The 21,756-nt window shown below is 63.7% G+C and carries 18 protein-coding genes and 1 tRNA gene; 11 read left to right on the forward strand and 8 right to left on the reverse strand.

The features are described from left to right. Window positions 1-23 precede the first annotated feature (23 nt). Both QX034_RS06730 and QX034_RS06735 read left to right on the forward strand, forming a co-directional pair. Window positions 24-1,139: an ABC transporter permease gene (locus QX034_RS06730; protein WP_315706695.1), complete on the forward strand. Its 1,116-nt coding sequence runs from the start codon at window positions 24-26 to the stop codon at window positions 1,137-1,139. Beyond that, window positions 1,136-1,915: an ABC transporter permease gene (locus QX034_RS06735; protein ID WP_315706564.1), complete on the forward strand. Its 780-nt coding sequence runs from the start codon at window positions 1,136-1,138 to the stop codon at window positions 1,913-1,915. The genes QX034_RS06730 and QX034_RS06735 overlap by 4 nt, the downstream gene beginning before the upstream one ends. 40 nt (window positions 1,916-1,955) lie before the next feature. On the opposite strand, the gene QX034_RS06740 is transcribed toward QX034_RS06735, so the two are convergent. The 3 genes from QX034_RS06740 to cpdR form a co-directional block, all read right to left on the reverse strand. Further along, window positions 1,956-2,855, reverse strand: a complete 900-nt coding sequence (locus QX034_RS06740; RefSeq protein WP_315706563.1) for an NAD(P)-dependent oxidoreductase — start codon at window positions 2,853-2,855, stop codon at window positions 1,956-1,958. A 511-nt stretch (window positions 2,856-3,366) separates the two neighbouring features. Continuing rightward, a tRNA-Val gene (locus QX034_RS06745) sits at window positions 3,367-3,441 on the reverse strand. A gap of 126 nt (window positions 3,442-3,567) precedes the next feature. Further along, window positions 3,568-3,927, reverse strand: coding sequence for a cell cycle two-component system response regulator CpdR (gene cpdR, locus QX034_RS06750; protein ID WP_006610087.1), 360 nt, complete (start codon window positions 3,925-3,927; stop codon window positions 3,568-3,570). Window positions 3,928-4,289: 362 nt separating this feature from the next. Between cpdR and QX034_RS06755 the strand changes: the two genes are divergently transcribed. Both QX034_RS06755 and hisN read left to right on the forward strand, forming a co-directional pair. Continuing rightward, complete coding sequence (locus tag QX034_RS06755) at window positions 4,290-5,174, forward strand: N-formylglutamate amidohydrolase (protein WP_315706562.1); 885 nt, start codon at window positions 4,290-4,292, stop codon at window positions 5,172-5,174. A gap of 648 nt (window positions 5,175-5,822) precedes the next feature. Next, window positions 5,823-6,605 (forward strand): histidinol-phosphatase, encoded by a 783-nt coding sequence (hisN, locus tag QX034_RS06760; protein WP_315706561.1) that lies wholly within the window; start codon window positions 5,823-5,825, stop codon window positions 6,603-6,605. 26 nt (window positions 6,606-6,631) lie between these two features. Here the strand turns inward: hisN and QX034_RS06765 are convergent, their stop codons facing one another. Next, window positions 6,632-7,522: a LysR substrate-binding domain-containing protein gene (locus QX034_RS06765; RefSeq protein ID WP_315727574.1), complete on the reverse strand. Its 891-nt coding sequence runs from the start codon at window positions 7,520-7,522 to the stop codon at window positions 6,632-6,634. Between the two features lie 221 nt (window positions 7,523-7,743). On the opposite strand from QX034_RS06765, the gene QX034_RS06770 reads away from it, so the two are divergent. Beyond that, complete coding sequence (locus QX034_RS06770) at window positions 7,744-8,496, forward strand: sulfite exporter TauE/SafE family protein (protein ID WP_315706559.1); 753 nt, start codon at window positions 7,744-7,746, stop codon at window positions 8,494-8,496. 2 nt (window positions 8,497-8,498) lie between these two features. Here QX034_RS06770 and QX034_RS06775 read toward each other — a convergent pair whose 3' ends face one another. Beyond that, the gene (locus tag QX034_RS06775; RefSeq protein ID WP_315706558.1) at window positions 8,499-9,137 is read right to left on the reverse strand and encodes a LysE family translocator; all 639 of its coding nucleotides are present in this window, start codon (window positions 9,135-9,137) and stop codon (window positions 8,499-8,501) included. 120 nt (window positions 9,138-9,257) lie between these two features. On the opposite strand from QX034_RS06775, the gene QX034_RS06780 reads away from it, so the two are divergent. The 3 genes from QX034_RS06780 (at window position 9,258) to QX034_RS06790 (ending at window position 14,924) form a co-directional block, all read left to right on the forward strand. Further along, window positions 9,258-11,048: an adenylate/guanylate cyclase domain-containing protein gene (locus QX034_RS06780; RefSeq protein WP_315706557.1), complete on the forward strand. Its 1,791-nt coding sequence runs from the start codon at window positions 9,258-9,260 to the stop codon at window positions 11,046-11,048. A gap of 175 nt (window positions 11,049-11,223) precedes the next feature. Continuing rightward, entirely contained in the window at window positions 11,224-14,016 is a 2,793-nt protein-coding gene (locus QX034_RS06785; RefSeq protein WP_315706556.1) for a di-heme-cytochrome C peroxidase, read from the forward strand. Window positions 14,017-14,114: 98 nt separating this feature from the next. Beyond that, window positions 14,115-14,924, forward strand: coding sequence for a hypothetical protein (locus QX034_RS06790; protein ID WP_315706555.1), 810 nt, complete (start codon window positions 14,115-14,117; stop codon window positions 14,922-14,924). Between the two features lie 728 nt (window positions 14,925-15,652). On the opposite strand, the gene QX034_RS06795 is transcribed toward QX034_RS06790, so the two are convergent. Together QX034_RS06795 and QX034_RS06800 are read right to left on the reverse strand one after the other, a co-directional pair. Further along, the gene (locus QX034_RS06795) at window positions 15,653-16,171 is read right to left on the reverse strand and encodes a hypothetical protein (RefSeq protein WP_315706554.1); all 519 of its coding nucleotides are present in this window, start codon (window positions 16,169-16,171) and stop codon (window positions 15,653-15,655) included. A 12-nt stretch (window positions 16,172-16,183) separates the two neighbouring features. Continuing rightward, window positions 16,184-17,014, reverse strand: coding sequence for a class I SAM-dependent methyltransferase (locus QX034_RS06800; protein WP_315706553.1), 831 nt, complete (start codon window positions 17,012-17,014; stop codon window positions 16,184-16,186). 92 nt (window positions 17,015-17,106) lie between these two features. On the opposite strand from QX034_RS06800, the gene QX034_RS06805 reads away from it, so the two are divergent. The 3 genes from QX034_RS06805 to QX034_RS06815 all read left to right on the forward strand — a co-directional run bounded on the left by QX034_RS06805 (window position 17,107) and on the right by QX034_RS06815 (window position 20,958). Then, a complete protein-coding gene (locus QX034_RS06805) occupies window positions 17,107-18,048 on the forward strand; it encodes a LysR family transcriptional regulator (protein ID WP_315706552.1) in 942 nt (313 codons plus the stop codon). Window positions 18,049-18,336: 288 nt separating this feature from the next. Then, window positions 18,337-18,846, forward strand: a complete 510-nt coding sequence (locus tag QX034_RS06810; RefSeq protein ID WP_315706551.1) for a Spy/CpxP family protein refolding chaperone — start codon at window positions 18,337-18,339, stop codon at window positions 18,844-18,846. A 552-nt stretch (window positions 18,847-19,398) separates the two neighbouring features. Continuing rightward, window positions 19,399-20,958: a TadE/TadG family type IV pilus assembly protein gene (locus QX034_RS06815; RefSeq protein ID WP_315706694.1), complete on the forward strand. Its 1,560-nt coding sequence runs from the start codon at window positions 19,399-19,401 to the stop codon at window positions 20,956-20,958. 82 nt (window positions 20,959-21,040) lie between these two features. Here the strand turns inward: QX034_RS06815 and QX034_RS06820 are convergent, their stop codons facing one another. Next, window positions 21,041-21,715 carry a GntR family transcriptional regulator gene (locus tag QX034_RS06820; RefSeq protein ID WP_315727562.1) on the reverse strand — a complete coding sequence of 225 codons (675 nt, stop codon included), beginning with the start codon at window positions 21,713-21,715 and terminating at the stop codon, window positions 21,041-21,043. Window positions 21,716-21,756 lie beyond the last annotated feature (41 nt).

The following is a 21,756-nucleotide window of genomic DNA, read 5'->3' on the forward strand; positions in this document are numbered from 1 at the left end:
TGCTGGCACCGCTTTTGGCCTTCATGATCTGCTTCTTCGTGGTGCCGCTGGTGACCATGATGAAGTCGGCGGTGTCGGACCCGGTCGCGACCAATGCCCTGCCGCGCACCGCGCAAGCCTTTTCGGGCTGGGACCGCACGGCCGTCCCGACGCCGGCGCAAGAGGCCGCGTTCGTCGCCGACCTGCGCGCGCTCACTGATCATGACGAGCAGTTCGGCGATCTGGTGCGGCGGCTCAACAGCGCCCAGTCCGGCTTTCGCAGCCTGCTCGGCAAGACCCGCCGAGCCGTCGACGGCGCGGCCGGATCAGTCGATCTCGCCGCCATCGACGCGCGCTGGCGTGAGCTGACCTACTGGACCACGATTGCCGAGGCGGTCGCCTCGCGCTGGACCGACCAGAACCTGCTGGCGGCGGTCGATCTCGAACGCAACGCAGCCGGCGCGGTCGCCGCGATGCCCGAGGGCACATCCGCCAACCGGCTGATCCTGACCCGGACTTTCGTGACCGCGGCCATCGTAACGCTGGTCTGCATCGCGATCGGGCTGCCGTTTGCGATGGTCGCTGCCTCGGTCGAGGGATGGCGTCGCCAGCTCCTGCTCGGTGCGGTGCTGCTGCCACTATGGACTTCGCTGCTGGTGCGCACCGCGGCCTGGTACATCGTGCTGCAGGACAACGGCTTGATCAATGTGACGCTGAAGGCGCTCGGCATCATCTCAAATCCGCTTCCCTTGATGTTCAACCGGCTCGGCGTGGTCATCGCCATGACCCATGTGCTGCTGCCTTTCATGGTGCTGCCGATCTTCAGCGTGCTGGTCGCGATCCCGAAAAACCTGATGCCGGCCGCGGCCTCGCTCGGCGCGCATCCGCTTCGCGCCTTCCTCCACGTGCTGCTGCCCCTGAGCCTGCGCGGCGTGGTTTCGGGTGCGCTGCTCGTGTTCATGGCGGCGCTCGGCTACTACATTACCCCCGCCCTGATCGGCGGCGCCAACGACCAGATGATCTCGTCCGTCATCGCCTACTACGCCACCGCGGCCGCCAATTGGGGCATGGCCGGCGCGCTCGGCCTCGTGTTGTTGGCAATGACGATGCTGCTCTATGCGGTCTACATCAGGCTCGCGCAGGAGGAGGAGCACGCATGAAGGCGCTTCCCCTCATCAAGGCTCTCTTCGCGAGCCTGGTCGTGCTGTTCCTGCTCGGCCCCCTGGTTGCGATCCTGCCGCTCTCGCTGACCGACAGCGTGTTCCTAAATTATCCGATCCCCGGCTACTCGACGCGCTGGTTTCGCGAACTGATCGAAGCCGATTCCTGGCGCCTGTCTATCCTTAACAGCCTCATCATCGGCACCGGCACCACGGTGCTTGCAACGCTACTCGGCACGCTGGCCGCACTCGGCTTGCGCGGCAAACGGGCGTCGTTGACGTTCGCTGCCATGCGCACCTTATTCCTGTTGCCGATGGTGGTACCGGCGGTCGTGCTCGGCGTCGGCATGCAGTTGATGTTCGCGCGCTATGCGCTGGTCAACACCTATCTCGGTGTCATCATCGCCCACACGGTGATCGCGGTCCCGTTCGTGCTGGTCAACGTATCCTCGGCGCTGCAAGGCGTCGACACCAGGGTCGAGCGTGCCGCCGCGAGCCTCGGCGCCTCGCCGCAGACCGTGCTGTTCGCGGTGACGCTGCCGCTGGCCCTGCCCGGCATCGTCTCCGGCGCGCTGTTCGCCTTTGCGACTTCGCTGGACGAGGTCGTGCTGACCCTGTTCGTGGCGGGTCCGAATCAGCGCACCCTGGCACGGCAGATGTTCGCCACCATCCGCGAGAACATCAGCCCGGCGATCGTGTCGGCCGCCGCCGTCTTCATCGCCGGAACCATCGTGCTGTCGCTGCTGATGGTCGCGATCCGCCGCCGCCTTTCGTGAATACCAGCCGCAGCGGGCGCGGCAACTGTGCCCACGATCGCTACCCGGCTTTGACGTAGGATCGCCAGTTGTGCGCTTCCTTGAAGCCGAGCACCTCGCGTGCCTTGCGGTTCGACAGCGGCGCCTCGTCGTCGCCGAGTTCGCGGGTCACCGGGACATCGGGACAATAACGGCGCAGCAACTCGCGCGTCGGGATGTTGGCGGTGACGGTGTCGTTGACGGCGTTGAAGACCTGAAAGCCGAGCCCGTCCTTCTGGATGGCGAGGTGTACGATCTCCCCCAGGTCGCGAGCGTCGATGTAGGACCACGCATTGCGCTTTCGCGACGGAGGATCGGCCAGGAAGCCGGGGAACATGTCGTACTCATGCGGCTCGATGACGTTACCGATACGCAGCGCATAGATGTCGATGCCGTAGCGCATGGCAAAAGCGCGCGCGGTCTTTTCGTTGACGACCTTGGACAATCCGTAGGAGTCCATCGGGTCGGTGTCGTAGTCCTCCTCGAGCGGGAAGCTCTTGAAGTCCTTATCGCCTTCGGCAAAGCAGACGCCATAGGTGGTCTCGCTGGAGGCGATCACGACCTTGCGGACGCCGAGCTTCGCTGCGGCTTCGATGACGTTGTAGGTACTGATCGTGTTGACACGGAAGGTCTCGTTGTCAGGCGCAATGAGAACGCGCGGAATTGCCGCAAAATGAACCACGGCGTCCGGCGCCTGCGGCGCCCTGCCGGCTTTGAAGCCGTCGAAGCCGAAATGCGTGGTCAAAGCGTTGAAGGCCTCGCCGCTGTCCGTCAGATCAGCGGTTAGGGTATTGATGCCAGGGTGATCGAACGGCTTGAGATCGACGTTGAGAAGCTCGTAGCCCTTGCTCTGCAGATGCGGCAGCACATGCCTGCCGGCCTTGCCCGTTCCCCCGGTGAACACCACGCGCTTGCCTGTCATTGATTTCTCATCCTCGTTAGTGCGCGAATTCGTTTCTAGCAGTTTCGGCTGCACCCGCTCCATAGGAACTTCCAACTTGCCGCGCGAGGACGATGTGCGCCGGCCACTCAAGCGCAATCGCTCGGGCGATTGTGCCCTGCTCCCGATACGCCTCCAAAGCGCTGAACCTTGCCCGCCGGTTGCAGCGCGCACTTGGCTGCGGCCAGGTCGCACCATCAGCACAGGGGCCGTGATGAATGCCGGCTACTTTTTTGCAAACGAGCCGTTGGGCGGGGCCAGCGCCCGTGCGCCTCTGGCTTTCGAGGACGGTCGTTCGGCACAGATCGGACGCGAGGGGAGCGCCGCAAGAGAGCACGCTCATGCCCGCCGTCATCCGTCATATCTGGCGGCTCTGGCGGCGATCCGGACCACCCTGCGGAGCGGTCACATCCACCACAGCGCGAACCACAAAATTCTGCGATCTCGCGTCAATTGAGATATTCGAGGCTGGGTCACCGGCCGGATCAGCCGATGGTGGGCACGACAGGGATCGAACCTGTGACCCCTACCATGTCAAGGTAGTGCTCTCCCGCTGAGCTACGTGCCCTGGAACCAGGAAGGTCATTATCGGGTGGGGGTCCGTATATCGGCTCCCGCGCGGGCAAGCAAGGACGCAAAACCATGGAATGCGGGATATTTCGCCCGCAGGCCGGCCTGCCTCCCGAAATACGGCTCAGGCCGCCAGCATCTTATTCACTTCGCTGACCAGCTCGCGCAGATGAACCGGCTTCGACAGTACCTTGGCGTTCTTCGGCGCTTCCGAGTCGGAGTTCAGCGCCACGGCGGCAAAGCCGGTGATGAACATGATCTTGATGTCGGGATCGAGCTCGGAGGCGCGGCGGGCCAGCTCGATGCCGTCCATCTCGGGCATCACGATGTCGGTAAGCAGCATCTCGAACGGCTCCTCGCGCAGCCGCTGATAGGCCGACATGCCGTTGTCATGCGGCGAGACCTGGAAACCGGCGTTTTCCAAGGCCTTGACCAAAAAGCGGCGCATGTCGTTGTCGTCTTCGGCGAGGAGGATCTTGTGCATGGCGAAAGGTCGTATGTCCCGGTGAAAACGGAGCGGCTAGCGTCACTTAGCCCGACGGACGGTAAATTTCGGGTGAAGGGTTGAGGATGTTGATCCGATATCCGCAAGGCATTTTCAGGGCCGTCGCGCCACCACATGCTCCGGAGCGTTCTGCCGTAATCTCAGAGTTGTTCCAAGCCGGCGTTGAACTTTTTCCTTGCTTTTCACTTGGCAGAACGGCTGGGATTACCGACAATGTTCGCTCATCATGAACGAGTCCGCGTTGTCCTGGCCTTGGCTCTCGGCCGTAAAGGTCCGGCGGAGTCGGCGACATGGTCAAGGGACCGCTCCAAGGGATCACTCCAAGGGACGGCACTTAAGGGATGACGGAGTTGACTGGGGAACTGCCGCCATTTGAGATCATGGAGCCCTCGACGTGGCGGGCGCCCATCATCTTCAACTCGCCGCATTCCGGCTCGGTCTATCCAGACGAATTCCTCAAGGCCTCGCGGATCGACCTGCCGACGCTGCGCCGCTCCGAAGATTCCTTCATGGACGAACTGGTCGGGGGTCTCGTGACCAGCGGTTTCCCGGTCGTCCGGGTGCATTTCCCGCGCTGCTATGTCGACGTGAACCGCGAACCTTACGAACTCGATCCCCGGATGTTCACCGGACGGCTGCCGAGCTTTGCGAACACGCGCTCGATGCGGGTCGCCGGGGGTCTCGGCACTATTCCCCGCGTGGTCGGCGACGGTCAGGAGATCTATCGCGACCGGCTCGGTGTCGAGGACGCGTTGCACCGCATCGAGACCTTGTACAAACCCTACCACCGGGCACTGCGACGGCTGATCAACCGCGTGCACCAGCACTTCGGCACGGCAATCGTTGTCGACTGTCATTCGATGCCGTCGGTCGGCGTCTCGCGCGACGAGCCGCGGCGTCCGGACATGGTGATCGGCGACCGCTATGGCACGAGCTGCGCGGCGCTGCTGCCCGACCTGATCGAAGACGTGATGGGCCGGCTCGGCTATTCGGTTGGACGTAACAAGCCCTATGCCGGCGGCTTCATCACCGAGCATTATGGCAATCCGGCCAGCGGGCTGCACGCGGTGCAGATTGAGCTCAATCGTGCCATCTATATGGACGAGCGCCGGCGCGAACGCGGACCGCGCTTCGCACAGATCGCCTCCGATCTTGCCGTGCTCGCCGAAGTCTTGGCGACCGTGCCGCTCGACGATCTCGGCCCGTTCCAGGCCGCGGCGGAATAGCCACGACGCCCGTCGCAGCGCTGGCCGACTCGGCCAGTGGCCGCATGAGCAGCGACGACTGTTACGATAGCCGAAAGCGCCGCCACAAAAAAAAGGGCCGCTTGTGAAGACAAGCGGCCCAAGTCTAGGGAGGAAACGCCCAAGGAGGGCAGCGGTAACGCGAAGCGCTACCGCACCGCAACAATATGCAATCGCGCTGCACAAAGCGCAAGGGTTTTTCTGCCGTTTCCCATGCGAAAATCGCAGGCCGGGTTGCGCCTTCCGCGAACCTAGCTTCGTTTCATAAGCTATTTCAATTGCTTGATCGAGAGATCGGAAGAGACCTGGATACCGTCCGATTTCGTTCTCCGTTTCGTGATGGCAAAAATCGAAAATAGACCGCGCCTGGAAGACCTCAGCGGCCGAAAGATATTTGATATCTTGACCGATGGTTCCGCCAACGGTGCATCTCCGCGGCATTTGGGCTAGGGCATGCCGGCATGGGCGCGCACTCCACGACCAGGCGGTTACGGCCATTCGGCCCGCGGCGCTTGAGACGTGGCGGGCGCATCTCATTCTAATAAGTCGCCTTGATTGAGAGCCCGCAAATGACGCGGAGGCTGCAATCGGCGATACTGGTTCCGCCGAATTCGCATTGAAGGACCTATTGTGACGGTTATCGACTTCTCCGCCTTCATTGGCCGCCTGGCAACCGCCTCCGGCGAAACCATTCTGCCGTTCTTCCGGACCTCGCTCTCCATCGACAACAAGAGCATCCGGCAGGATTTCGATCCGGTGACCGAAGCCGACCGCGCCGCGGAAGCCGTGATGCGCCGGCTGATCAAGGCCAACTTCCCTCAGCATGGCATCGTCGGCGAGGAGTTCGGCAATGAACGCGAGGACGCCGATTACGTCTGGGTGCTGGACCCGATCGACGGAACCAAGTCCTTCATCGCGGGCTTTCCGATCTGGGGCACGTTGATCGCGCTGCTGCACAAGGGCACGCCAGTCTTCGGCATGATGCACCAGCCCTTCATCGGCGAGCGTTTCTCGGGCGACAACGGCTCGGCAACCTACCGGAATTCCGTCGGCGAGCGCCGGCTCTCGGTGCGGCGCTGTGGATCCCTGAAAGAAGCCGTCTGCTACACCACGAGCCCGTTGCTGATGAACAAGGCCGACCGGGCCACCTATGAGCGGGTCGAAGCCGAGGTGCGGCTGTCGCGTTACGGAGGCGATTGTTACTCCTATTGCATGCTGGCGGCGGGTCACCTCGACCTCGTGATCGAGACCGAGCTCAAGCCCTATGACATCGCCGCGCTGATTCCGATCATCAACGGCGCCGGCGGCATCGTTACCAATTGGGACGGCGGCCCGGCGCAGACCGGCGGCCGTATCATCGCCGCCGGCGACAAGCGCGTGCACGAGGCGGCGCTGAAGATGCTGGCTGGCTGACCTTGCAGCTGAGTGCGTGCGTGCACTCATCCCGCCGCCTTGCGCAGATGATCGACCAGGAGCTTCGCGGGCCGTGGCAGCGCCTTGAAACTGCGCGCACAGATCACGAGCCGGCGATTGGCCCAGCTGTCACGCAGCGTCACCACCGAGATCGGCATCGTGCGCGCGCAGCGCCGGGCGGCGGCTTCCGGCACCACCGCGATGCCGACCCCCGCCGCCACCATCTGACAGATCGCGTCGAAATCGCGCAGCCGCGCCCGGAAATGCTGGCGGATGCCGAGTCGCGCTGCGTGCTTGCCGATATGGACCTGCAGCGCGGTAGCCTGGGTCAGCCCGACGAAATCCTGGCCTGCGGTCTCGACGAAATCGATCTGACGGCGGCCCGCAAACGGGCCGCGCCGTCCGGCAACCAGCGTGAGCCGGTCCTCGCCGAACACGAAGCGCTCGACATTGTCGGGCAGCGCATGCTCGGCGGCGAAGCCGAGATCGGCGCTGCCGGCCGCGATGGCGGCGGCAATGTCGGTACTCTCCCGCTCCTCGACGTCGACGCTGATATCGGGATGGTCGCGCAGGAACGCGGCCAGAGCCCGCGGCAGATGTTCGGCAAGACCAACAGTGTTGGCGAGCAGCTCCACATTGGCACGCAGGCCTGAGGCGAAGCGGGCCATCTCGCCCTGCATCGTCTCGACATTGTGCATGATGATGCGGGCGTGATCGAGCAGGCTTTCGCCGGCGGCGGTCAGCGCGACGCCGCGACGGCCGCGCTTGAACAGCGGCACGCCGAACGCGTCCTCCAGGCCCTTGATGCGCGCGCTCGCCGAGGCCAGCGCCAGATGCGCGCGATCGGCGCCGCCGGTGATGCTGCGCGCATCGGCAACCGCGATGAACAGCCTGAGATCGACCAGGTCGAACCGCATCGCCTCATGCTCCCTTAGATCATGACGCGATTAAAAGGAATCGCATCATGATCCCATCCCTGTGATTGAGCATGATCTCCGCGCAAACGCCTATGGCGTTTGTCGCGAGGGGAAACCGGTTTCCACTTTTCCGGATCATGCTCTAGGCTTCGGGCAGGCCGAAGGCTTGCTCCGTAACCTCCAGATTGTGCCCTTCTCCGCGATCGGTCAATCTCCGGGCCATGATCGACCCCATCCTGATCTTCATCGCGTTCGCGCTCACGCTCGCCGGCTTCATCAAGGGCGCGCTCGGGCTGGGCTTGCCGACCGTCTCGGTCGGGCTGCTGGCGGTGGCGATGCCGCCGGGCCGCGCCCTCGCCATCGTCATCGTGCCGGCCGTGATCACCAACATCTGGCAGACCTTCGTCGGCCCCTATTTGCGCGACATCGCCCGACGGCTGTGGCCATTGATGCTCGGCACCGCGATCGGCATCTGCCTGAACGCATCGGCACTGAGTCACGGCTCGACCCATTACGGCAACATCGCGCTCGGGCTCCTGCTCGTCGTCTACGCGCTGCTCGGCCTGTCGAAGCTCGCCTTCAGCGTGGCACCGCGCCACGAGAAATGGGTCGGCGGCATCGTCGGCCTCATCACCGGCCTGATCTCGGCCGCGACCGGCGTGCAGGTGGTTCCGTCCGTTCCCTACATGCAGGCGATCGGGCTGCAGAAGGACGAGCTGGTGCAGGCGCTCGGCGTGTTCTTCACCGTGGCCACCATTACGCTGGCCTTCAACCTCACGAGCTCCGGCCTGCTCTCGACCGCCACCGCGCTCCCGGGCGCGGTGGCGATGGCGTGCGCTTTCCTCGGCATGTTCATCGGCCAGAGCGTGCGCTCGAAAATGCCGGCCGAAACCTTCCGCCGCGTCTTCCTGATCGCGATGATCCTGCTCGGCCTTTATCTCGTCGGTAGCGCGGTCCTGGAACTCTATTGGTAGATCTATCGCGCCTCCAGCAGCGCGATCCGGACGCCCAAATAGACGAACAGACCGCCGATCGCCCGGTTGAGCCACGCCATCACCTGCGAAGAGCGCTGGACGCGCTTGGCCGTCCTCGCCGCGACCGCGGCGACGCCGAGGCACCAGATCGTGCCGTTGAAAATAAAAATTCCGCCGAGCAGCAGAAAGGCCAAGGCCTTCTGCGGCGCGTCGCCTGCGACGAATTGCGGGAGGAAGGCGAGGAAGAACAGCGCCACCTTGGGGTTCAGCACGTTGGTCAGCGCACCCTGCAGGAACACGCTCCGAAGCGGAAGTGCCGTGCAGACGAAGCTCGTGCCCTGGGCAGATGAATGCTGCCGCGTGAGCAGCATCTTGATACCAACATAGGCCAGATAGGCCGCGCCGAGCCATTTCACGGCAAAAAACGCGGTCGCCGACGCCGCGAGCAGCGCCGAGAGCCCAACCGCCGCGGCAAACACATGGACCAAGCACCCGGCGCTGATGCCGACCGCAGCGGCGGCACCCCCCCGCCAGCCCATCTGCACGCTGCGGCCGACGATATAGGCCGTGTCCGGCCCCGGCGTAACGTTGAGCAATAAGCCCGACAGGATGAACAGCCCGAAATCGTGAATCCCCAACATGGATGGCTCCTTTCAAAGTGACCGAACCGACGAGCGTTCACCTAGACGAATTATCAGTTGCAAAAGCATTGGATTCAAGAGCTGCAGCCATGGTATCGGGAACGCAGGAGCGGGAGTGCGATGGAAAGACGGCTGGCTGCCATTGTTTGCGCCGACGTAGCCGGCTACTCGCGGATGATGGGAGCCGACGAAGCCGGCACGCATGCCGCGTTCAAGGCCCATCGCGGCGCGATCCATCCCATCATCCTCAATCATGGCGGCCGGATCATCAAGAAGACCGGCGATGGCTTTCTGCTCGAATTCCCGAGCGTGGTCGGCGCCGTCGAGGCGTCGGTCGCGATGCAGACCCTGATGGCCGAACGCAATGCGCATCTGCCGGCGGAACGCACCATGCGGTTCCGCCTCGGCGTCCACATGGGCGATGTCATTGCCGATGAGGATGAGGTGTTCGGCGACGGCGTCAACCTTGCGGTGCGGTTGGAAGCGGCAGCCAACCCCGGCGGCGTTGCGATTTCCGCCAAAGCCTATCAGGAGGCGAGCCGGCACGTCGCGGTCAGCTTCGCCGATGCCGGCAATTTCCGCTTCAAGAACATCGAAGACACCATCAATGTCTGGACCTGGGAGCCCGGCGGACCGGATAAGGTCCGCGAGCCGCGCACCGCTTCGGTCCTGCCCCCACAATACCGGACCGCGATCGTCGGCGTTCTCCCTTTCGTCAACCTGAGCGATGCAACCGACGATTATTTCTCCGACGGGCTGGCCGAGGACCTCATTCATGCGCTCTCGCTGCAGTCGTTCTTCCGCGTGCTGAGCCGGAATTCGACCTTCGTTTTCAAGACCGCAGACCTGAGCGCCCGCCTGATCGCGCGCGAGATCGACGCCACCTATCTGATCCAAGGCTCGGTGCGGCGCGCCGGCGCCAAGATCCGGGTCACGGCCGAGCTGGTGGCGCCGGAGAGCGGCGAACAACTCTGGGCCGGGCGCTATGACCGGGATATCGGCGACGTGTTCGCCGTGCAGGACGACATCACCAGCAATCTGTGCGCGGCGCTGATCCCCGAGATCTACCGCGCCGAGGCCTCGGTCCCGACCCGGTCGCTCAACACCGATCTCACCGCCTGGGACCGCTTCCTGCGCGGGCTGTCGCACTATTATCAGCCGACCAAAGCGGATTATGAGCGGTCGATCGCGCTGTTCCGCGAGGCGATCGCGCTCGATCCGGCGCTTGCGATCGCCCACACCTATCTCGGCACTATCCTGCTGCAGGGCATCCATTTCGGCTGGATCAGGAGCACCCACCAATTGTGGGACGAGGCGATGCAGCTGGCCGAAACCAGCGTGCGGCTCGCCCCCCGCTCCTCCTTCGCCTATTCGCTGCTCGCATACGTCAACGCGATGGAGGGGCAGCCGGACGCGGGCATGGCCGCGGCGCGGAAAGCGCTCGAGCTCAACCCTTACGACATGGGCGCCCGTGGCGTGCTCGGCGTGTGTCACATGGTTCGCGGCGAGCACCGGCAGGCTGTGGAGCTGTTCTCGATCGCAGCGCAACGCGGCAACAGCGACCCTCGCTATCAGTGGAACGTGCTGAGCGCGTTCAGCCATTATCTGCTCGGGCACTATGATGCGGCGCTGTCCTGGGCGCGGGAGGCCTACTACGAGAACCCCGACCATCTGCAGGGCCTCTCGATCCGGGCCGCCAGCCTCGCGCAACTTGGGCGATGCGCCGAAGCCAAGGAGGTCGTCGCCGCGATGCTCGAGCTCTATCCGTGGCTCACGGTGGAGCGGTTGTTGAGCAACCGTTGGAAAAGTTCGGATGACATCGCGCATTACCGTGACGGTCTGGTGAAGGCGCGCATGCCCTCGTCGAAGCTCACATTGGTGGAGACGGTCGCGCCCCGCGCGCGTGGATGAGAGCAGACGTCCGGCAGTGGACGCCCCGCGACTTCTGGTTGACACCAAATCCGAATACGCCATCATCCGCAGACTCTCGTGAAAATCCTCGCGTAGATGTGGGCTGGCTCACGTCCGGCCGCCTTGGTCCGCGCTACTCCTTTCATCACCGGTTTCTTCCCAAGGATGCGATTGCATGCCCCCAGACCCCGCCCCCGGCAGCAACGCGCTGCCTGAGCAGATTCCGGTGTCGGCCAACAATCCCTGCCCGTTCCTGCGCGCACTCGTGGCCGGCGGCTTCGTCGATAGGCACACCGTTGCGCTGCCGAAGATCAGCAGCACGATCCAGGCCGCGAGCGGCGAGACCGGCTTGCGGCGGCGGATGGTCTGGCCGCAGACCTTTGGTGTGGCACTGATCGCCAACGGGTTCGGCCCGCTGCGGCTGATCCACAGCCTGTGGTCGGGCGTGAATCTGGACCAGCTTCGCAACGGCCCGCTGGACAAGCACGGCGGCGGCTCGCGCATCCTCGATGCCGAGGCCCATGTGCACGAAGGCGAGATCGACCGCCTCGCCTGTTTCGGCAGCGACTATCCCAACCCTTGCGGCGGCACCGAGCGCGGGCTGAACGCGGCGCAGATCAAGACCTACATGCGCTCCAACATCGATCGGGACGGAGCCGATGCGCGCTGGTACTTCCCCTTGCTGATGCGAGGCGAATGGCCGGTGCTGCTGCGCGTGATGGGCAAGGGCGAAGGCGACAATCGCTATCTCAGCGTCGCCGAGGTGCGCACCTTGTTCGTCGACCGCCACCTGCCCGAGCGGATCGTGACACGGCTCTTGACCAAGCCGAGGCCCGCGGGCCTGCTGTGGCGCCTCGGCCGGGCGACGATCGGCTTCGCGGTCGCGCTGGTTGTTCTGCTCGGCGTCGCGTGGATCGCCTTCCCCGACCAGACCGATGAGACCCTGAGCAGCATCCTGCCAAAGTCGATTGCGGAAATGGTCCCACCGGCGCTGCCGGCCTATGAGGCGCCGAAGACGGCGCATTGGCTGAATCAGGGCTGGACAGTCAAGGACCGCCAGTGGTTTCACCACGCAACCCAGGGCACGGCGACCTTCCCGGTGCCCTACAAATGGTTCATGGCGCTGGAGCAGCCTTATCTGTCGCCATTCGGTACGCCCGGCCGGATTTCCGACAGCAGCTATCTCGAACGTTTCGGCTTCATCCCGAGTCCCAAGAGCACCGATGGCGATTCCGCCGGCCTCAAAGCCTATGGCTTCGATGCAGCCGCGGATGCCAATGCGAGCCCTGCGCCGGCGCCGCTGCCGGGCCTCGCGCCGACCCCGGCCGCCAACAACGACGGCCTGCCGGTCGGCTTCGCGCGGCTGAGCGGCGCGGTCGATCCCGCAACCGGCGCGGCCGAGCCCGACAAGATCGGCCTCACCTGCGCGGCCTGCCATACCGGCAGCATCCGCTACAAGGGCACCAGCATCCGCTTCGATGGCGGCCCGGCGATGGTGGACTTGCGCAAGCTCGAAAAGGCCATGGGCTTTGCAATGATGCTCACGCAATGGGTCCCCACGCGCTTCTCGCGCTTTGCCGAGCAGGTGCTCGGCGCCGGCGCGAGCGAGTCGGAGCGCACGGCCCTGAAGAAAGGGCTGAAGGCCGCGACCGATTTCGCGCTGACCATGCAGGCCAAGAACTATCAGAAAGCGATCGAGGCCAAGGGCCAGAGCGAAACCCAGGAAGGTTTCGGCCGGCTGGACGCGCTGAACCGCATCGGCAACCAGGTGTTCTATCTCGACATGGCGGTCGGCGGCCTGCCCGGCTACCTCGACAATCAAGAGGCCATCGCTGCTCCCGTCAGCTATCCGCCGATCTGGACCGTGCCGTGGTTCTCCTGGGCGCAATATGACGCCTCGATCTCGCAGCCTTTGATCCGCAATGCCGGCGAGGCGCTCGGCGTGTTCGCCGCCGTGAACTTCTCGCCCGATCGGCCGGCGAACCGGCTGTTCCGCTCCTCGATCGCAATCGAGAATCTCGTGTACATCGAGAACATGCTGCACGGCCCGGATCCGTTCGCGGCCGACCCGCCGCGCTTCGGCGGCCTGACCTCGCCGAAATGGCCGGGCAAGCTGTTTCCCGGCGACAAGGCGTGGACCATCGATCAGGCCAAGGTCGATGCCGGCCGCAAGCTCTATGGCAAGATCTGCGTCGAGTGCCATCTGGGCCCGGTCGACGATCAGAGCTTCGACACCGACGAAGACACCAAGGCGCTCAGCTTCTGGCGACGCGACGGCGGGCCTTGGAACAAGTCCGGCGACGCCGTGAATCTGGTGGAGAAGCCGGTCGCCGACATGAGGACCGACCCTGGCCAGTCCAGCATCCTGCGGACGCGAATGGTCAAGGTGCCCGGCTTCTTCGGTCTCGATCCGGCCAAGGACCTGAAGGGCTGCGGCCTGCCGCCGAGCACATCGACCACCGACATGCCTTACGCGCTGGCGCTGATGGACGTCGTGCAGCGCGCCAGCGACAAATGGTTCGACGAGCATCCGGTCGTCGATCGGAGCCAGGTGTGGGGCAAGCGCAAGAACTGCCCCAACCCGGCGCCAAAGCCGATCTATCGCGCCCGGCCGCTGAACGGCGTCTGGGCCACCGCGCCCTATCTGCACAACGGCTCGGTGCCTTCGCTCTACTGGCTGCTGAGCCCGGCCGCGGACCGGCCCACCTCGTTCTGCCAGGGCGCGCGCGACTATGATCCGATCACGGTCGGCTTTGCCGTGCCTGCCGGCGGCGAGGCCTCCTGCAAGACCGGCCAGACCCGCTTCATGGCATCCGACAGCAAGGGGCCGATCAAGGGCAACAGCGTGATGGGCCATTCCTTCGAAGGACCCGAGCGCGATCCGCACGACTATCCCCCGGGCGTGATCGGCCGCGGCTTCAGCGACACGGAGCGCTGGCAGCTGATCGAATATCTGAAGACGCTGTAGGGCACGTCGCGACGAACTGGACAGCCCGGCATCGCGCCGAGCGACATAATGACAGCAGAGAGCTGCGGAGCGTTCTCGGTGTAGATTGGCAGAAACAGATGATCGGCAATAAGGGAGATAAACAACATCACGGCGATCGCAGCGGAGAGCTTGCCAGACAGCATGGCAGCACCGCCGAGGAAACTGCTGCCCTCAACAAAACATTTAAAGCCTTTGCCGAAAGCTATCGCAAAAGCGATCCAATGGAACGCCGGCGTGCGGGCATAAAGTTTTGGGTCGAAATCGCCGTCGCGGCAGGTGTTGCAATTAACATCGCGCTCACTCTTGGTATCTTGATCGTCGGCGGCCGACAAGTTACTGCAAGCCAAAACCAATTAGAAATCATGAGGGATTCCGAACGCAAGCAATTGAAGGCTTACGTCGGATTGACTCAGCACGGTATCCAGAATTTCGGAACGCCAACCCAGACATTGAAAATCAGCCGCAAGAACTACGGGTTGACGCCGGCCATAGATCTTTTCATGACGCCTCCTAACATCGCAGTCGTTCAAATCGATAGACTCACGCAGTTTGCCCCGACTCTTTGCACTCCTGCTCCAACTGTAGTTAATTCCTTCACTCTGTTTCCCCAACAAGAATCCAATTTCGAGATGCGCGGACACAACATAACTCTCGAGCAAGTCGATTTAGTGAAAAAGGGCACCACCTTTGTCATCATGTATTGGGGTGCGCTGTTCTACAAAGACGTATTCGGAAATCGGCACTGCAGCCGGTACTGCTGGACCTTCAAAGGCGCTGACATGTCCGAAGCCGCTGCTGACACCTGCTTTCAACACAATGATTTCCATGATCTCACTGAAGAGGAAGAGCGGGCAAAGCAAGCAACTGAAAAAGCTGCCTCCAAGTAGACAAAAGACTCCCTTCATCAAAAATGCGGGATCACCGCCTTCCCGGAGAGCTCGCAGAGTAAATTCTCTCCATTCGAACCGAACATCGCCGCCACAGCGACGCATGCGTGCGACTCCGTTCAACTGTTAAACAGGCTCGGTGCATGCATCCACGCTCTCGCGGCATGAGTTGCCCGAGCTTTGCTGACGACTTCGCCTTCGACAAAATCGGAGGCGCAGGGAATGCCGGGTGAAGGCCTCACCCATGGCCCGCCTGCAACAAAGAAAGCAGGCGGCAGTCACCACAGGTTAAGCCGAACATCCGGCATTCCCTGCGCGATGGCTTTACGACTTACTCCGCGCTCTCCCCAGGGACCGGCTTTATTGCCCCTGTCATCCGCGCAAACGTCAGCGCGAACTTGGCCTCAGCACCGGGAGACCAGGACCACACGGCTTGATCGTGCGCATCGGATTGTTCGTCCGCATGATTGATCACGCTGCAACCCGACACGCCCACCGCATCCCGCTGCCAACGTCCGTGACGATCGCGAAGCGCCCCTCCTGAAAGGAAGCGGGACAGCGCTGATTAATGCACGACTTCTGAAAAAACGAAAGTGAAATATTTTTCGCGCGGGGACTGGACAGGGTTTGGCAGAGCGCGCCTGGCGGGCAAACCACCCATCTCGCGGCGAAGCGCCGCCATGCCTGAACTCGAACGCACGATCAGCGTGTCTATCAGGGTCGCATCGCTACGCGGACGCACCGCCGACCGCGATCCGCGTCGCCCTGAGTTGCCGGAACAGCAGATAGAAGGCGGCGACATGCGTGATCATGAGCAGAGGCACGTAGATGACCGGGATCGCATAGGCGGCACCCAACTCGCCCGCCATCGATGGAAGGTCGACGCTGACGGCCTGGGCGTAGTCGACGAAGAGATCGATGATACCCACCACGTTGAAGGCTGTGACGAACAGCCAGAACAAGGGACGCATCCTGACGGCCAGCAGCGCCAGCGTGGCAAGGAGCCCGGTCACGAAATCCCAGTACGCGGCGAAGGTCGCGAAGTCGGCCGAAAGATGGGGCCCGACGTAGCCGGGCAGGATAAAGACCAGGCCGAAAAAGCGGAAGCTGTGCAGCGTCGCGATGGCACGCTGGGCTTCGACATGGTCCATGGATCTGAGACGCGGCCCGATATAGGTGGCGAAGCAAAGCAGCCACGCGACATAGCCGAAGACGAGCTGAGTGCGGAAGATGGCCTCGGGTGACATGATCTCCTCCTCTCAGGCGCTCGCCGGCGCGGCTTCGAACACGGCGGTCAGAATGACGATCCGGCCTTCCAGCAGATTCCGTCCGAGATTGGCGGACAGTTCTGCGAAATCCGGACCCATCACCACGCCGAGATTGGGCGACGGTGGCGGCCCCGAGGCGCGCAGTCGCGCGATCCAGGCTTTTGCCGCCTCGGTATCGTCGCGCCAGACCAGCGTTCGGAAGCCCGCCGATTCGATCGTCTCGCGCGTTGCGTCCGCGGTCAGCAGAAAGCTCGTCGCCGCGGTCCGTGCCCAGGGTACGGGATAGTGCGGCTCGGCGCCGTTCGAGACGACGTCGAAGATCGCGAACCTGCCGCCTGCCTTCAGCACGCGCCGGATCTCGCGATACAGCCGTGCCCGTTCCGCGATATTCATCGCGACGTGCTGCATGAGAACGGCATCGAATGCGCCATCGCCGAAGGGCAGCTCCAGGGCGCTTGCGACTTGGAATGACACCTGCCCGCTTTGCCTCGTGCGCTCGGTCAAATAGCGCGCGGCCTCCACGAACGGGACGCTGAGGTCGATGCCGGTCACCTTGCAGCCGCAGCTCGCGGCGACAAAGCGCGCCGGACCGCCAACGCCTGAGCCGACGTCCAGAACCGACGTGTCGGCGGTGATTCCGGCCAGCTTGGCCAGTTCGTCGGTCGCGGCAAGCCCGATGCTGTGAAACTGGTCGAGACCAGCGAGCTGTCGCGGGTCGAGACGCTGATCCTCCGAGCCGAACGCGGCGAGCGCCGCCTTCAGCCGCTCCGTCAGACCCGTCGCCCGGTAATGGTTGCGTACACCATCAAGCGCATCGTTCATGGCGGTCCTCCTGATCGGCACGGATGCCGGTTGCAGCTCATGAGATACGCTCGCTTTCCCCGGACAACTATTCGCGATAATGTCGATGGGCCATGAAGCAGAGCTTCACAGTCCGGCAGGGTGCGCTCGACGGCATCGAGGCCTTCCTCGGCGTCGCGAAACACCGCAACTTTCGCAGAGCGGCGGCGGAGCTTGGCGTGACGCCGTCCGCGATCAGCCAGGCGATCAGGGCGCTCGAGACACGTCTCGGCGCAGCCCTCTTCATTCGCACGACCCGCAGTGTCGGGCTGACGGAGGCTGGCACGCGTTTCCTGTCCCGTGCGAAGCCGGCCTTCGAGGAACTCGTGGCCGCCAGCGAGACCGCGCGTGACCTCGGACGGCGGCCAACCGGACTGCTGCGGCTTTCGGTGCCGCGCGCGGTTCTGCCGGTCCTCCTGCAGCCGCTGATCGCATCCTTCTGCAAGGCCTATCCGGAGATCGAAGTCGAGATTGCCGCAGGCGAGGAGCTGGTCGACCTTGCGGCCGCGGGTTTCGATGCCGGTATCCGATTGGGGCAATTCATCGCGGCCGACATGGTCGCGGTGCGGCTGTCCCCGCCGTTTCGCCTCGTGATGGTCGGCAGCCCGGCTTATTTCGGCGGCAACCGGCGGCCCCAACGCCCGGACGATTTGCGTCATCACCGCTGTATCAGGCTGCGGCGCTCCAACGGTGCAGTCGGATCGTGGACGCTCAACGATGGCGACCGCTCCATCGAGATTGCGGTCAGCGGTCCGCTCATCGCCAACGATTTTACAACCATGCTCGGCGCGGCCGTCGAAGGCGTGGGGTTGGCGCAACTTCCCGAGCCGGTGGCCGCCGAGCCATTGCGCGCTGGAAAGCTCGTACAGGTTCTGGCGCCGTTCGCGCCAACCGCGCCGGGGGTCTTCCTCTACTATCCGGCGCATCGCGAGATCATGCCGAAGCTCCGCGCCTTCGTCGATCATGCGAAAAGCCACTCGCCGGCGATGCGGCGGTCCCGAACCAGGACCGCCTGATAACCTGCTGGCCAGTCGGAGGTAGCAGCCGGAATGCATGCCGCGATCAGGCCTTTTGGCGTTGAGAATGACGGTGGCGAGCGCTCGCCAGTCTCGCGGCAGGCCCGCGCGCGCCCTCAAAGGAGGCGGGACGCTCCTAATCGATTTTCGAAGATGAAACCGGAATATTTTTTGCGCGCATGATGGCCACCATGCCCAAAGCCGTCGGGTGGCCGTAAGTTGACCTACGTCAACAGTGCATTGCTTCGGGCTTCTTACACTGCGTGACGTCACCTGAGGGAGAGCCCCATGCGCGTGCAGGCAACCACATTCTTTGCAGCGACTTTGGTGTTGGCGATCTTCGCCTCGCCCGCCTCAGCCCAACCCGGGCCAAGCGCGACGCAAGGCTGGGGCCCCGGCATGATGATGGGCCCCGGAATGATGGGAGGACGCGGCTTCGGCTTTTTCTGCCACCCGCGCATGGCGGGGTTTGCAGAGTGGCGCATCTCCGCGATCGAGGCCGCCGTCAAGCCGAACGACACCCAGCGCGCACGCCTCGACGAATTGAAGGCGGCGTCCGCCAAGGCAGCTGACATCATCACGAAGGACTGTCCGACGGCGCTCCCGGCCAAAGCGACCGACCGCCTCGCCCTGGCCGAACAGCGGCTCGATGCCATGCAGCAGGCCATCAAGATAGTCCGGCCAGCCTTTCAGGCCTTTTACGATTCACTCGACGACAAGCAGAAGGCGACGCTGGATGCCAGCGGACCCCGCCATTGGGGATGGCACCACTGGCACTGGCCCTGGAGCGAGGATTAGTGGAATCGCCGCTTGCGCAGCGTCACGGCGTGCGCAGTCGGTCCCAACGTGCGGCACGACAACCGGCCAAAGGAAAGCGCACCACCTGACCAGCGGGCGAAACGCACAGGTTGCGCCCGCATCGGCCACACTTGACGCAGCGGCCCATCGCACAAACGACGTCCGACTGCGCGATCACGGAAGATCCGTAGCAGCGTAATGCGCCGCCGTTCGTGAGCAGCTCAGCGTGAGAACACGCGCGTGCCTCTGCACGCCACGCGTGCATCCGCAAGCACGCTTCCCCTCTCCCGCCCAGGCCGAGCTGCAGGGGTGTCTGCGCCGCGCGGTATTCGAAGACGGCGCGAGTCGACATTCACGTAAACCCAATCGCAACAGCCCGATGCGATCTTTCGCAGGTTGGCCGAACTCGCCTGGATCCGTCTGCACGCGCTGGGAACGCGATCCCGCTGCACGAAAACGGTCAAGGGCGTCTTCGCCGCGAACATCGCCAACAAGCAAAGAGATCAAAGGTCTCTACCGCGTCGAGAACGGGATCTTGGAGGGCATGGCATGATGGGCGTCAGCCGAACAGCAAACCGGGCGATCGCCCTCTTGGCCCGCTTTTCGCGGGACAGCAACGCCAACATCGCGGTCACATTCGCAGTGGCGCTGTTGCCGATCCTCGCGGCGATCGGCTGCGCGACCGACTACTCGATGGCGATGCGCATCAAGACGAAGCTCCAGTCCGCGGCAGATGCCGCGAGCATCGCCTCGATCGCGGTCAATTCGGCAGGCTACAACGCGGCGATGTCGATGACATCGGACGGATCCGTTGCGGCCGGCATCACCGAGGCGAACAACATCTTCAACGGCGATGCGTCCACGGCGAGCGGCTACACCATAGTGTCGGAAACCAGCACCGTCACCAAGACCGGCTCCACATTGACGTCGCAAGTGCAATTCACGGCCAACGTTCCGGTCACCTTCCTGGTCGTGCTCGGCTATCAGAACCTGACGGTCAGCGGCAAATCGTCTTCCTCGACCACGTTGCCGCTCTATCTCGACTTCTATCTGACGCTCGATGTCTCGGGATCGATGGGGCTGCCGTCGACAACGGCGGAAGCTCAGCGGATGCAGGCTGTCAGCCCGGACAACTACAGGCAATACCCCACCGGATGCACCCTCGCCTGCCATTTTTCCCCGCAGAACAGCGCCTGCACCGATTCGGGCACCCAGGGATATCCCACCAACAATTATTGCCTCGGCTATGCGATCTCGCGCGTCAGTCAGAGCGGATACAAGAACCTGCTGACCACCAACCGCAACTACCCCAAGGGCGTTCAACTGCCGTCCTGGATCGTGTCCGGCCTGCCGAACTCGCTCTACAACAACCTGCCGACCGTCGCGAACTGCCCGACCGACGGCACGGATGCGTGTATCCAGCTGCGGCTGGACGCGGTCGGCTATGCCGTGAACCAGCTGTTCGTGACGGCGAACAATACCAAGAAGGTCAGCAACCAGTTCAGGATCGGCCTCTATCCCTTCATCCGCTATCTCTATTCCTACTTCCCGCTCACCAGCAACATCAACGGCTCGACGACCGATTCGTCGACCATCAACTATGCCGCGGCCAACCTTGCGACGCTTCTCGACACGAACACCAATAGCTATCTCGGCTCGGGCGGCACGCATATCGACACGGCCTTGTCCAGCGTCAACAACCTGATCGTCAGCGTGGGCAACGGCAGCGCCTCGAACAACACCTTGCCCTATGTGTTCCTGGTCACCGACGGTGCGCAGGACCCGCAGGTGAAGGGCGTCCCCAACGGCTCCTGGTCCGGCAGCAACCATGCCACCGTGATCGATCCGAGCACTTCCTGCAGCCCGCTGAAAAGCCGCGGCATCATCATTGCGGTGCTGTACATTCCCTATCAGCCGATCAATCCGGTCAACGCATCGTTCGCCGGCGACGAGGACGACTACGCCAACAACAACATCCCGTATATTCCACCGAGCCTGCAGGCCTGTGCGTCGCCGGGCTTCTTCTACACGGCGAACTCGCCGGCCGACATCACGTCGGCGCTGAATGCGATGTTCAACCACGCGGTGGCCGAAGCCCATCTGACGAAATAGCAGCGAGGACGGTTTGCGAGGATCCGCCCTGGTTCAGGCTGCGGCGAACGAAACGCTCCGCCGATCCGGCCTGACCGTTCCCTCATCCCGCCGCGTTCTTCGCCGCCGCCTGCAGCAGCACCGCTTCGATCGTGTGCCGGGTCTTGTCGATGTGCTCCGTCATCGCGCTGACCGCGCGCTCGGTATCGCGCGCCAGCGCGGCCTCCATCAGCTCGCGATGCTCGCGTGCGGCATCGCGATTGCCCCGGTCGGTCTTGCGGGCGAGGTCGAGATAACGCTCATTGTGGGCGAACAGCAGATCGCGCACCCGCATCATCCAGGCGCTGCCGCAGGCCTGAGCGAGCGCGGCGTGAAACTCGCCATGCGCCACGATCCAGCCCGGCGAGAAGCTGCCGTCCGCGGCCGCGATCGGCGTGGCAGCCAGCCGATGGTGCGCGGCAACGATTGCCGTTTCCCAGGAGAGATCACCGTTGGCGATGGCGCGGCGCAGGCACTTGGTTTCGATCTCGATGCGCATGTCGGTGAGATCGCGCAGATCGGCGACCGACACCGGGGCGACGCGAAAGCCGCGCTGCGGCATCGCGGTGACGAGCCCTTCCGCCGTGAGCCGGGCGAGCGCCTCGCGGATCGCCCCGGTGCTGACCGAGAAAGCCGAGCCGAGCTCGCTGATCTTCAGCTTCTCCTCGGGCCGATAGAGGCCCGTCAGCAGGCTGGCGCGAAGCTGTTCATAGACGGTCTGGGTGGCGCTTCCGGACATGGGCGATTCTCGCTGCGGGCCGAGCCAGACTATCAAACCAA

The organism is Bradyrhizobium sp. SZCCHNR3119, from assembly GCF_032487775.1.
In the GTDB taxonomy this organism is placed as follows: Bacteria; Pseudomonadota; Alphaproteobacteria; order Rhizobiales; family Xanthobacteraceae; genus Bradyrhizobium.